The organism is Stella humosa (assembly GCF_006738645.1).
Classification (GTDB): Bacteria; Pseudomonadota; Alphaproteobacteria; order ATCC43930; family Allostellaceae; genus Allostella; species Allostella humosa.
The window spans coordinates 2,867,545-2,879,654 of the sequence record NZ_AP019700.1 but is presented as its reverse complement, the minus strand read 5'-3'; the positions used below and the strand labels follow the sequence as shown (position 1 = coordinate 2,879,654).

At 69.4% G+C, this 12,110-nt stretch carries 9 protein-coding genes; 7 read left to right on the top strand and 2 right to left on the bottom strand.

All coding sequences use genetic code 11. The features are described from left to right. Positions 1 to 9: 9 nt before the first annotated feature. Genes STVA_RS13485 through STVA_RS13470 form a run of 4 tightly spaced genes read left to right on the top strand, consistent with a single transcriptional unit; the run spans position 10 to position 3,650 of the window. On the top strand, positions 10 to 642 hold the full coding sequence (locus tag STVA_RS13485) for a TetR/AcrR family transcriptional regulator (protein WP_123688444.1): 633 nt from the start codon (positions 10 to 12) through the stop codon (positions 640 to 642). Further along, positions 639 to 1,589, top strand: a complete 951-nt coding sequence (locus STVA_RS13480; RefSeq protein ID WP_123688443.1) for an HlyD family secretion protein — start codon at positions 639 to 641, stop codon at positions 1,587 to 1,589. Before STVA_RS13485 ends, STVA_RS13480 begins: the two co-directional genes overlap by 4 nt. A 7-nt stretch (positions 1,590 to 1,596) precedes the next feature. Further along, positions 1,597 to 2,517, top strand: coding sequence for an ABC transporter ATP-binding protein (locus STVA_RS13475; RefSeq protein WP_123688442.1), 921 nt, complete (start codon positions 1,597 to 1,599; stop codon positions 2,515 to 2,517). Next, positions 2,514 to 3,650: an ABC transporter permease gene (locus STVA_RS13470; protein ID WP_123688441.1), complete on the top strand. Its 1,137-nt coding sequence runs from the start codon at positions 2,514 to 2,516 to the stop codon at positions 3,648 to 3,650. Before STVA_RS13475 ends, STVA_RS13470 begins: the two co-directional genes overlap by 4 nt. Before the next feature lie 7 nt (positions 3,651 to 3,657). Here STVA_RS13470 and STVA_RS13465 read toward each other — a convergent pair whose 3' ends face one another. Next, positions 3,658 to 5,373, bottom strand: coding sequence for a calcium-binding protein (locus tag STVA_RS13465; protein WP_123688440.1), 1,716 nt, complete (start codon positions 5,371 to 5,373; stop codon positions 3,658 to 3,660). Between the two features lie 285 nt (positions 5,374 to 5,658). On the opposite strand from STVA_RS13465, the gene STVA_RS13460 reads away from it, so the two are divergent. Further along, positions 5,659 to 7,086, top strand: a complete 1,428-nt coding sequence (locus STVA_RS13460) for a malonyl-CoA decarboxylase (RefSeq protein ID WP_123688439.1) — start codon at positions 5,659 to 5,661, stop codon at positions 7,084 to 7,086. Between the two features lie 38 nt (positions 7,087 to 7,124). After that, complete coding sequence (locus STVA_RS13455) at positions 7,125 to 9,473, top strand: 1-deoxy-D-xylulose-5-phosphate synthase N-terminal domain-containing protein (RefSeq protein ID WP_123688438.1); 2,349 nt, start codon at positions 7,125 to 7,127, stop codon at positions 9,471 to 9,473. Positions 9,474 to 9,491: 18 nt separating this feature from the next. Here STVA_RS13455 and STVA_RS13450 read toward each other — a convergent pair whose 3' ends face one another. After that, complete coding sequence (locus STVA_RS13450) at positions 9,492 to 10,364, bottom strand: MurR/RpiR family transcriptional regulator (protein WP_170216328.1); 873 nt, start codon at positions 10,362 to 10,364, stop codon at positions 9,492 to 9,494. Positions 10,365 to 10,460: 96 nt separating this feature from the next. Here STVA_RS13450 and STVA_RS13445 point away from each other — a divergent pair, with 96 nt between their 5' ends. Further along, complete coding sequence (locus tag STVA_RS13445) at positions 10,461 to 12,080, top strand: ABC transporter substrate-binding protein (RefSeq protein WP_179955453.1); 1,620 nt, start codon at positions 10,461 to 10,463, stop codon at positions 12,078 to 12,080. The last annotated feature ends 30 nt before the right edge of the window (positions 12,081 to 12,110 follow it).

Genomic DNA, 12,110 nt, shown 5'->3' with positions numbered 1-12,110 from the left:
GGCCTAGCAATGCCCGTCACCCCGCGCTGGCGCCGCCGCAAGGAGGCGCGGCCGAGCGAGATCGTCGATGCGGCGCTGGCCGCCTTTGCCGAGCGCGGCTATGCCGCGACCCGGCTCGACGACGTGGCCGAGCGGGCCGGCATCGGCAAAGGCACGCTCTACCTCTACTTCTCCAGCAAGGAAGAGCTGTTCAAGGCCGTGGTCCGCCAGACGCTGGTGCCCAACCTTGCCGCCGCCGAGGCGCGCATAGCGACGGCGGAGGGTCCGACAGCGCCGCTGCTGGCCGGGGTGGTGCGCGGCCTGATCGAAATGGCGGCCGGGCCCATGGGGGCGATCCCCAAGCTGATCGTGGGCGAGGCCGCCAACTTCCCCGACCTGGCGCGCTTCTATGCGGACGAGGTGGTGGCGCGGGGCTTCGGCGTGTTCACCCAGCTCATCGCTCGGGGCGTCGCACGGGGCGAGTTCCGCCCGGTCGACCCGGCGACGGCCGCACCCTTGCTGGCAGCACCGATCCTGCTGACGGCCCTGTGGAAGAACGCGCTGGAGCCCCATGCGACGCATCGGATGGATGCCGCCGCCCTGGCAAGCGCGGCGAGCGACCTGCTGCTGCACGGGCTGGTCCGGCAAGAGGGGGCGACATGATGGAATGGATGCAGGCGGCAGTTGCCGCCCTTCTTGGCCTCTTCTCGCCGGCACCGGATCAGCCGGCGCGCTTCTACGGCTATGCCGAGGGCGAGTATGTCCGGCTGGCGCCACGCGAAGGCGGCACGTTGCGTGAACTGCGCATCCGCCGCGGCGAGACGGCGGCCGCCGGGCAGGCGGTGGCGGTGCTGGAGGATGGCAGCGAGCGTGCCGCGCTGGCCGACGCCCGGGGCCGCCTGGCCCAGGCCGAAGCCCAGCTCGCCAACCTGCGCAAGGGCCGCCGCACGCCCGAGATCGAGGCGCTGGAAGCCCAGCGCACCCAGGCCGCCGCCGCCATGCGCCTCAGCGAGGCACAGTACCGCCGGCAGCGGCAGTTGCCGGCCGGGCAGGTAGTGTCCGTGGACCGGATCGACCAGGCGCGCGCCGCCTTCGAGCGCGATCGCGCCCGGGTGGCCGAACTGGCGGCCGACCTGGACCTGGCCCGCATGTCGGCCCGCGACGATGAGATCGACGCCGCCGGGGCCGCTGTCGAGATCGCCCGCGCGGGCATCGAGCAGGCCGAGTGGAAGCTGGGGCAGCGCACGCTCTCGGCACCCGTCGCCGCCCTTGCCGCCGACACGCTGTTCGAGCCGGGGGAGTTCGTGCCGGCCGGCGGCGCCGTCGTGTCGCTGCTGCCGCCGGGCAACGTGAAGCTGCGCTTCTATGTGCCCGAGGCGGCTCTGTCCGGCATGGCGATCGGCATGGAACTGGCGGTCGGCTGCGACCGCTGTCCGGCCGGGCTGCGGGCCAGGGTGTCGTTCGTCTCGCCCCAGGCGGAGTTCACCCCACCCGTCATCTACAGCCGCGAGAGCCGGGCCAAGCTGGTCTATCTGGTGGAGGCGCGGCCGCTCGCGGGTGCTTCCCTGAACCCCGGCCAGCCGGTCGAGCTGTCGCGGCCGTCCCGTTAGCCCGCCGATGGAATACGCCATCGACGTCCATGGCCTGAACAAAAGCTTCGGCGGCCGCCCGGTCGTGCGCGACCTGTCGATGCGGGTCGAGCGGGGCCGCATCTGCGGCTTCCTCGGCCCCAACGGCAGCGGCAAGACGACAACGATCCGCCTGCTCTGCGGCCTGCTGACGCCCGATTCCGGCAGCGGCACGTGTCTTGGGCTCGACATCATCCGCGACGCCGCGGCGATCAAGCGCCAGGTCGGCTACATGACCCAGCGCTTCAGCCTCTACGAGGATCTCAGCATCCGCGAGAACCTCGATTTCGTCGCCCGCATCTATGGCTTGCCCGCGCGGCGGGCCGCGGTCGACGAGGCGCTGGAACGGCTGGGCCTCGCCAGCCGCCAGCGCCAACTCGCGGGCCAGCTTTCCGGCGGCTGGAAGCAGCGGCTGGCGCTCGCCGCCTGCATCCTCCACCGTCCGCAACTGCTGCTGCTGGACGAGCCCACCGCCGGCGTCGACCCGCGCGCGCGGCGCGAGTTCTGGGAGGAGCTGCATCGCCTGGCTGCGGACGGGCTGACCGTCCTGGTCAGCACCCACTACATGGACGAGGCCGAGCGCTGCCATGCCATCGCCTACATCGCCTATGGCCGGCTGCTGGCGGAGGGGACGGTCGACGCCGTCGTCCGGGCCTCCGGGCTGGTGACGCGGCGGGCGGCGACAGCGGAACCCGACCGGCTGGCGGCGCGGCTGGAGGGGCTGCCCGGAATCGAGATGGTGGTGCGCTTCGGCGGAGCACTCCATGTCAGCGGCCATGATGCCGCCGCCATGGATGCGGCACTCACCCCCTTCCGCGACGACCCGGCGATCCGCTGGAGCGAGGCCGAGCCCGGCCTGGAGGACGTCTTCATCGCACTCATGGCCAGCGTGAAGGACCCGCAGCAATGAGGGGTGTGATCTCGCTGCGGCGCTTCTGGGCGATCCTGGTGAAGGAGTTCGTGCAGATGCGCCGCGACCGGCTGACCTTCGCCATGATGGTGGGGGTGCCGGTGCTGCAACTGCTGCTGTTCGGTTATGCCATCAATGCCGACCCCAAGTCGCTGCCGACCGCGGTGGTGATGGGCGAGGCCAGCCCCTTCGCCCGCGCATTCCTGGCCGGGATCGGCAATTCCGGCTATTTCCGCCTGGTCGGGGAGGCGGTGGACGAACAGGCCGCCGACCGGATGCTGGCGCGCGGCGACGTGCAGTTCGTGGTCACCATCCCTGTCGACTTCCAGCGCCGACTGCTGCGCGGCGAGCATCCGGCTGTTCTGGTCGAGGCCGATGCGACCGACCCGGCCGCCACCAGCAACGCCCTGGCGGCCCTGTCGCGCATCGCCGAGACGGCGGCCGTGCGCGACCTGGGCGGCGCCCAGGCCGGCCTGGCGGCGCGACCGCCGCCGTTCGAGGTCCGCATCCACCGGCGCTACAACCCCGAGGGCGTCACCGCCTACAACGTCGTTCCCGGGTTGATGGGGACGATCCTGACCATGACCATGGTCATCATGACCTCGCTCGGCATGACGCGGGAGCGCGAGCGCGGCACGATGGAGAACCTGTTGGCCATGCCGGTACGCCCGGCCGAGGTGATGCTGGGCAAGATCGTGCCCTACATCCTGGTCGGCTATGTCCAGGTGACGGTGATCCTGCTGGCCGCGCGCTTCCTGTTCGGGGTGCCGATGGCGGGCAGCCTGGTCCTGCTGTCGCTGGTGCTGGTCATCTTCATCGCCGCCAACCTGGCGATCGGCTTCACGTTCTCGACCGTGGCGGCCAACCAACTCCAGGCCATGCAGATGGCCTTCTTCTTTTTCTTGCCGTCGATCCTTCTGTCCGGATTCATGTTTCCCTACAGGGGGATGCCGGATTGGGCTCAGGTAGTGGGCGAGATCCTGCCGCTCACCCACTTCCTGCGCATCGTGCGTGGAATCCTGCTGAAGGGCAGCGGCTGGACCGACATCGCGCCCGAGGTCTGGCCGCTGCTGGCCTTCATGGCGGCGGCGATGGCGCTGGCCCTGCTTCGCTATCGCCGCACGCTCGATTGACGGTCGCTCAGTACCAGTAGGGATCGTCGGCTGGCGCCGGCGCCGACAGGCCCTCGGCCGCGCTGATCTGGATGTTGGCAGCCGAGATATCCGCCTTGGTGATCCCGGGCAGAATAATGGCATTGCCGCCGCCCAGGTCGATGATCAGCCCGCGGCCGACGATGACGAAGGACGCGTTGAGGACGGCCTGGGCCGTGGTCAGGTTGCCGCCGTTCACGCCGGACGCGATCGACAGCTTGTCGGTCGCGGCATCGAAGCCGATGACGGAATCCTCCCCGCTGCCGCTGCCGAAGGCCATGGTGTCGCTGCCGGAGCCGGAATGGAGGTAGTCGTTGCCCGCACCCCCAACCAGCAGATCGCCGCCGGAACCGCCATAGAGGCGGTCGTTGCCGCCATCGCCCATCACCGTATCGTCGCCCTCGTCGCCATAGATCAGGTCGTTGCCATTGCCGCCGCGCACGACATCGCTGCCGCCGCCATATCCCAGCAGGGAGAGGAAGGCCGGAAACTCCTCGTACTCGTCGTCCAGGAGCAGGCGGTCGGCCGAGATCGTGTCGTCGCCGTTGCCGCCGGACACGCTGTCCGAGCCCAGATGACCGAAGATGGTGTCGTTGCCCTCGCCGCCGGACAGGGTGTCGTTGCCGTTGAGGTTGAACTCGATGGCCTGCTGGTAGGCCATGTTGAGATCCGCCTCGGTCAGGTCGAAGCCCAAGATGCCAGTGAGCATGTCGCCCGACAGGAAGTCTCCGTCGGCACCGCCATCCATCGAGTCGTCGCCGCCGATGCCCAGCATCACATCGATTCCGGCCCCGCCCAGAAGCCGGTCGTTCGCCATGTCGCCGGCCATCGTATCCGACCCGTCGCCGCCATAGATCAGGTTGTCCCCATCTGGGGGCCCGTCCACATCGCTAACGAAACCGAAAGTCCCGCCGAACATGAAGTCGTCGCCGGTGCCACCGTCGAGCGTGTCGGACCCGAGACCCCCCATCGCGAAATCCTGGCCGTCGCCGCCCAGCACGCTGTCCTCGCCGTCGCCGCCGGCCGCATAATCCGTCCCGGCCCCGCCCAGCACCGTGTCGTCGCCGGTCGCGCCATCCAGCGAATCATCGCCGTCGCCGCCCTGCAGGAAGTCGTCGCCGAGGTCGCCGCTCATCGTGTCGTTGCCGGAATCGCCCAGCAGCGTGTCGCTGCCCTGGCCGCCATACACCGAATCGCTGCCCTCGCCGCCGGCGACGTAGTCGTCGCCGATATTGCCGTTGACGTGCCAGTCGCTGCCGGTCCCGCCGAACACGCTGTCGTTGCCCTGGCCGCCGCGCACGAAGTCGACGCCCGGGCCGCCATAGACGACATCGACGCCGGTATTGCCGTTCAGGCTGTCATTGCCGTCCTCGCCCTGGATGACGTCGTTGCCGTCGCCGCCCAGGATCAGGTCGTCGCTGGTACCGCCCAGCAGCAGGTCGTTGCCCGTGTTCTCCTGGTCGACGTTGGATCCGCCGAACAGGGCGTCCGCGCCGGCCCCGCCGATCAACGTGTCGTTGCCGGCCATGCCCATCATGAAGTCGGCGCCGCCGCCGGCATCGGCGCTGTCGGCACCGGGGCCGAGGTCGATGAAGTCGTCGCCACCCAGGCCGGCCGCCGTGTCGTTGCCGCCCAGACCCAGGATCGTGTCCACGCCTTCCGTGCCGGTCAGAAGATCCGGGCCCTCGGTTCCTATCGTCGCCATGAAGCCAGTTCCTCGCCTACGCTGCCCTTTTGGGGGCCGAATGATTGGACGCCAAGACGAAGCGTGATCTTCAATCGGCGGGCGCACAAGTTTGGACTTGCGGGCGGGCTCGCAAATCTGCCGATCCACCCCTGCCGGTCTGCAAAGGCGCCGATGCGTACAACCGCCGATGCTGCCGGCGGTTTGCCGACCGTGCCAATCTCGTGCGATCGGCGATCATGCGGGGCTGGCGATGGCGGTTGCCTTGCCTTGCCGGAAAGGGGCGCGGTGCGCTAATCGAAGGGCATGAACGATCGTACCGCACCCGGCTTCCTCGATGTCGTCCTCGACCGCACGCTCGGCAATTTGCGGGCGGCATGGCGGGACATCTCGGCATCCGCGCGCGGCGCGGTCGGGGCAGGGCCCCGACCGGACCTGCCGAGCGACGATGCGCAGCGCCTGCACACGCAGATGCGCGACTGCCTGGACGGCAAGGGCGGCGAGGTCTCGGCCCGCCAGCGCGCGGCCGAACTGGGCCGCACCTACCTGGAACTGAGCGCGATCGGGCGGGACCGGTTCCTGCGCATGTTGGCGGGCGACTTCGGCTGCGACCATGACGCGGTGAAGGCGGCGGCCGAGGCGCTGATCGCGGCCGAGCCGGACAAGGTGATGCGGGCCGAGCGTGATCTGGCCCGCGCCCTGGAAGCACCCAGGGTTCGGTTGCTGAAGCAATTCAACGGTTTGCCGGAAGGTGTTAAGTTTCTGGTTGATCTTCGGGCTGAGCTGCTGCCCATCGCACGCGGCGACCCGGCCCTGGCGGCTCTCGACGCCGACCTGCACGGCTTGCTGGCGTCCTGGTTCGATGTCGGCTTCCTCGAACTGCGGCGGATCACCTGGGAGGCGCCGGCGGCCCTCCTGGAGAAGCTGATCGCCTACGAGGCGGTGCATGCCATCCGCGACTGGCGCGACCTAAAGAACCGGCTGGAGGCCGACCGCCGCTGCTTTGCCTTCTTCCACCCGCGCATGCCGGACGAGCCGCTGATCTTCGTCGAGGTGGCGCTGGTCAATGGCATCTCGGGCCATATCGAGCCCTTGCTGGACGAGAGCGCGCCGGTGGCCGACCCCAAGTCGGCCGACACCGCGATCTTCTACTCGATCTCGAACTGCCAGCGCGGGCTGGACGGCATCAGCTTCGGCAATTTCCTGATCAAGCGCGTCGTCGACCTGCTGGCGGGCGAACTGCGCAACCTGAAGACGTTCGCCACCCTGTCGCCGATCCCGGGCTTCCGGACCTGGCTGGACGGCCGCATCGCCGATGGCGGCTTCGAGGCGCTCCTGCGGCCGGGGGAAAGCGACGCGGTGGCGGCCGCGGCCCATGGCGTCGCCGGCGGGGCCGCCGCGGCACTGGCGGACGGCACCTGGCTCACCCGGCCGGCGCTGGCCGACGCGCTGCGGCCGCCGCTGGAGCGGCTGGGCGCCACCTATCTCACCTCGCTCCGGCCCAAGGGGCGGCGCGCGATCGACCCGGTCGCGCATTTCCACCTGACCAACGGCGCCCGCGTCGAGCGCCTCGACTGGCTGGCCGATCCGTCCGACAAGGGGATGCGCCAGTCCTTCGGGATGATGGTGAACTATCTCTACCGGTTCGACAGCATCGACACGAACCACGAGGCCTATCGCGGCGAGGGCAAGATCTCCGCCTCATCGCCGATCCGGGCGCTGGCCAAGGGGTGAGCCGGCGCCGCAATCGCAAGCCTTCTCGAGGATCACCGATGAGCGCGCTCCCGATCGAGGTCTTTCCCGAGCCGGCCTCCGGCGACCGAATTACCATCCTGCGCGAACTGGAGCGCAAGATCCTCTGGCTTTCGAGCTGGATGATCCACCAGGCCAACCACGAGCGCGACAGCCGCGACGGCCTCAAGGTGGGCGGCCACCAGGCGTCGAGCGCATCCTGCGCCACGATCCTGACCGCTCTTTATTTGTCGGTGCTCCGGCCGCAGGACCGCATCGCCGTCAAGCCGCACGCCAGCCCGATCTACCACGCCATCCAGTACCTGCTGGGCCGGCAGGAGCAGGGCAAGCTGGAGCGGTTCCGCGCGCTGGGCGGGGCGCAGTCCTATCCCTCGCGCACCAAGGATGCCGACGACGTCGATTTCTCGACCGGCTCGGTCGGCCTCGGCGTGGCGATGACGACGTTCGCCTCGATCGCCCAGGACTATCTGCGGCTGAAGGAGATGGTGCCGACCCACCGCCCGGCCGGCCGCATGGTGGCGGTGGTGGGCGACGCCGAACTGGACGAAGGCAACGTCTTCGAGGCGATGCTGGAGGGCTGGAAGCATGATGTCCGGAACCTCTGGTGGATCATCGACTACAACAGGCAAAGCCTGGATAGCGTTGTTTCCGACCGCCTTTTCATGCGCATCGACGGCATCTTCCAGTCGATGGGCTGGCGCGTCGTCACCCTGAAGTACGGCAAGAAGCTGGAGGCCGCCTTCAAGCGCCCGGACGGCGCTGCCCTCCGCGACTGGATCGACGCCTGCCCGAACCAGCTCTATTCGGCGCTGGTCTTCAAGGGCGGCGAGGCCTGGCGGCCGCGGCTGGAGCGCGACATCGGCCACCTGCCGGGCATCCGCGCGCTGCTCGACGAGTTGGACGACGATGCGCTGGGCGTCCTCATGACGAACCTGGCCGGCCACGATATCGAGGCCGTGCTGGAGGCGTTCGAGGCCGTCACCGACGACCTGCCGACCTGCTTCATCGCCTATACGGTGAAGGGCTTCGGCCTGCCCTTCGCCGGCCACAAGGACAATCATTCCGGCCTGATGAACCGCGACCAGATGGCGGGCTTCAAGAAGGCCAACCGCATCGCCGACGGCCAGGAATGGGATCACTTCGCCGGCCTCGACCTGCCGGCGCCGGTGCTGAAGGAATTCCTGGCGCGGGTGCCGTTCGCCCGCGAGGGCTTCCGGCGGTTCGAGGACCAGTCCGTGCCGGTGCCGGATGCGCTGCCGGTGCCGACCGCCCAGCGCATGTCCACCCAGGAAGGCTTCGGGCGCATGCTGTCGGAGCTGGCGGCCGGGGAAAGCCAGCTGGCCGAGCGCATCGTCACGACCTCGCCCGACGTCACCGTGTCGACCAACCTCGGCGGCTGGGTCAACCGCCGCGGCATCTTCGACCGCAGCGAGCGCCACGACATCTTCCGGGACGAGAAGGTGGTGTCGGCCCAGCGCTGGGCGATGGGGCCGTCCGGCCAGCATGTCGAACTCGGCATCGCCGAGCACAACCTGTTCCTGACGCTGGCTGCGTTCGGCCTGACGCACAGCCTCTATGGCCGCCGGCTGCTGCCGATCGGCACGCTCTACGATCCCTTCATCATGCGCGGCCTCGATGCGCTCAACTATGCCTGCTACCAGGATGCCCGCTTCATGCTGGTGGCGACGCCGTCCGGCCTGACGCTGGCGCCGGAAGGCGGCGCGCACCAGTCGATCAGCACCCCCCTGATCGGCATCGGCCAGGCGGGCCTGACGGCCTTCGAGCCGGCTTTCGTCGACGAGCTGGCGATCGTCATGGCCTGGGGCTTCCGTCACATGCAGGCCGAGGAGGGGGGATCGGTCTATCTGCGCCTGTCCACCCGCCAGCTCGAGCAGCCGGCCCCCGCTGCCGACCAGGATCGCCGTCGCGCCGACGTGCTGTCGGGCGGCTACTGGCTGGCACCGCCGGCCAAGGGTGCCCCGGTCGCCATCGTCTATGTGGGCGCGGTGGCACCCGAGGCGATCGCCGCCCATGCGGCGATCCTGGAGGACGTGCCGGGTGCGGGCCTGCTGGCGGTTACCTCGGCCGACATCCTGCATGCCGGCTGGCGGACGGCCGCCACGTCAGGCGGGGACAGCCGGATCGCGCGTTTGCTGGCACCACTGGCGGCCGATGCCGTCATCGTGACGGTGGTGGACGGCCACCCGGCGACCCTGTCCTGGCTGGGTGCCGTCGACGGCCACCGCGTGGTGCCGCTGGGCGTCGACAGCTTCGGGCAGTCGGGCGACATCCAGGACCTCTACCGCGTGCACGGCATCGACGCCGATGCCATCGTCGATGCCGTTGCGCGCGGCCTGCTGGAGGGGTGAGGGGTCGCTCGGTGCCTCTCAGTGATGGAACGTCCACAATAGCCCTTCGCTCAGCCCCTTCAGGGTCTCGACCGCGTCGGGCCGTTCCTTGGCGATCGTGGTGACCAGCCCGTCGGCCAGCGCGAAGGCCGCCGTCGGCGAGTTGGGTAGCAGGCGGTTGCGGGCGGGCGCGTAGAGCGTCATGTCGGCGATGCGGGCGAGCGGCGAGGTGGCGGCGTCGGTGAGTGCGAGCACCGGCACGCCGCGCTTGCGCGCGAAATGGCAGAGGTCGACCGTGGTGCGGGAGTAGCGCGGGATCGAGACCGCGACCACGAGGTCCTCGGGGCCGGCCGACAGCATGTGGCGGATCGCCCGCTCCGGCCCGCCGCGCGAGGCGGCGAAGATCACGTCCGCATCCAGGTAGAGCGCGAAGCCGTCCTCCAGGAAGGAGGCGACGTGGTGGCTGGCGCCCGATCCCAGCAGGAAGATGCGGCGGGCGCCCAGCAGCGTGGCGACCGCGCGCAACACGACGGCCTCGTCGAGCTGGGAGATCGCCTCATCGAAGTTGGCCGCCTGGTCCCGCAGCGCGCCGGCCAGAGTGGCGAAGGTCGAGCCGGCGGCGGCACGGGCATCGGCGAAGCCGTCGACCGGGGCCATCGCCAGCTTGAGTGCGGCGGACAGGGCGGCGCGGAACTCGCCATAACCGGCAAAGCCCAGCACCCGCACGAAGCGGGTTACCGTGGCGGTCGAGGTGCCGCTCTGCGCGCCGAAACCCTCGATCGTCATGGTCGCGGTGTCGAGCGGGTTCTGCAGCACGAAGTCGGCCGCCTTGCGGTGCCCGGCGCTGAGCGACGGATAGGCCCCGGCGATCCGGTTGGCCAAGTCTGTCGTCGGGCGCAAGGGCTGGGACATCGGCAATGGCCTCGATTGACGTTGGATGGGTTTCATGCTTCCTAACCAACGAAAATATTTATGTCAAAAACGGTCGGTCGGGACAGGAGACGAAGCATGTCGATGCACAGCCGCGTGTTGGTCGCAAGCGTTGCCGGGGCCTGCCTTCTGGCCGGTCCGGCCTGGTCGCAGAACCTGCGCATCGCGCTCGCCTCCGAGCCGACGGCGGTCGACCCGCACTATCACGACCTGACGCCGAACAACGCGCTCGCCGCCCACATCTACGAAGGCCTGCTGCGCCAGGACGAGATGCAGAAGCTGCACCCGGCGCTGGCGACCTCGTTCGAGAACGACGGCGCCAACCGCTGGACCTTCAAGCTGCGGCCGGGCGTGACCTTCTCGAACGGCAAGCCCTTCACGTCCGAGGACGTGCTCTTCACCTTCTGCCGCACGCTGAAGAACGAGACCGCGATCGCCGGGTCGTTCGCCGATACCACGGCCAACTTCGCCTCGGTCGAGGCGCCCGACGCCGGCACCGTCGTCATCACCACCAAGACGCCGGAGCCGCTGCTGGCCACCCACCTGTCCGGCCTGATGATCCTCAGCGCGTCCATCGTCGAGCATGGACCGATCGCGTTCGACGTCGCCAAGGGCTGCGGCGTCACCAGCCCCTGGCCCGGCGTCGCCAACTTCAACGACGGCACGGCTGCCATCGGCACCGGCCCCTACAAGCTGAAGAGCTACGTCCGCGGCTCGGCCATCGAGCTGGAGCGCAACGAGCGCCACTGGGGCGCGGCAGAGCCCTGGGCCAATGTCCGCTACGTGCCCGTCACCAATGCCGGCCCGCGCCTGGCCGGGCTGCTGGCCGGCGACTACGACCTGATCGAGAACCCGGCCGCGCGCGATCTGGGCCGCATCCGCAATGATGCGCGCTTCGGCCATGTCGTGACGCCGTCCACCCGCGTCATCTACTTCCAGCTCGACGTGGCGCGCGACAACAGCCCCTTCGTCAAGTCGGACAAGGGCGGCAACCCGATGAAGGACCCGCGGGTCCGCCAGGCGATGTCGCTGGCGATCGACCGCGATGCCATCGTGAAGCGGATCATGGACGGGGCTGCCACCCCGGCCTACCAGTTCCTGCCGACCGGCATGTTCGGGACCCTGCCGAACCCGCCCGTGCTGCGCTACGACCCGGCCCAGGCGAAGAAGCTGCTGGCCGAGGCGGGATACCCCAACGGCTTCCAGGTGACGCTGTCGGCGACCAACGACCGCTACATCAACGACAGCCAGATCACCCAGGCGGTCGCCCAGTACCTGACCCAGGTCGGTATCAAGGCCGAGGTCGATACGATGACGCGCGCCATCTACTTCTCGCGCCGCGCCAAGAAGGAATTCAGCTTCGCAATGGGCGGCTGGGGGTCTGGCACCGGCGAGGCGGCATCCTTCCTGCGGCAGTGGCCGGCGACGCCGGACGAAGCCAAGACGGTCGGCGGCTCGAACTATGGCGGCTACTCGAATCCCGACTTCGACCGGCTGATCCGCAGCGCCATCTCCACCCTGGACGACGGCAAGCGGGCGGGGCTCCTGCAGCAGGCGATGGCCAAGGCGCTGGAGGACGGGGCCTTCATCCCGCTGCACTTCGAAAGCTCGATCTGGGGCTACAAGGCCGGGCTGACGATGACCGGCCGCTCCGACCAGCAGACGCTGGCCATGTCGATCCGGCCAGCCGCGCGCTGACCGGGAGCGGCTGAGGGCGGGCGGCACCGG

What these genes read in the sequence shown, in the direction of transcription:
- STVA_RS13450 (WP_170216328.1), bottom strand. Translation starts at nt 10,364, where the DNA reads ATGTCCCAGCCCTTGCGCCCGACGACAGACTTGGCCAACCGGATCGCC.
- STVA_RS13475 (WP_123688442.1), top strand. Translation starts at nt 1,597, where the DNA reads ATGGAATACGCCATCGACGTCCATGGCCTGAACAAAAGCTTCGGCGGC.
- STVA_RS13485 (WP_123688444.1), top strand. Translation starts at nt 10, where the DNA reads ATGCCCGTCACCCCGCGCTGGCGCCGCCGCAAGGAGGCGCGGCCGAGC.
- STVA_RS13480 (WP_123688443.1), top strand. Translation starts at nt 639, where the DNA reads ATGATGGAATGGATGCAGGCGGCAGTTGCCGCCCTTCTTGGCCTCTTC.
- STVA_RS13460 (WP_123688439.1), top strand. Translation starts at nt 5,659, where the DNA reads ATGAACGATCGTACCGCACCCGGCTTCCTCGATGTCGTCCTCGACCGC.
- STVA_RS13455 (WP_123688438.1), top strand. Translation starts at nt 7,125, where the DNA reads ATGAGCGCGCTCCCGATCGAGGTCTTTCCCGAGCCGGCCTCCGGCGAC.
- STVA_RS13470 (WP_123688441.1), top strand. Translation starts at nt 2,514, where the DNA reads ATGAGGGGTGTGATCTCGCTGCGGCGCTTCTGGGCGATCCTGGTGAAG.
- STVA_RS13445 (WP_179955453.1), top strand. Translation starts at nt 10,461, where the DNA reads ATGTCGATGCACAGCCGCGTGTTGGTCGCAAGCGTTGCCGGGGCCTGC.
- STVA_RS13465 (WP_123688440.1), bottom strand. Translation starts at nt 5,373, where the DNA reads ATGGCGACGATAGGAACCGAGGGCCCGGATCTTCTGACCGGCACGGAA.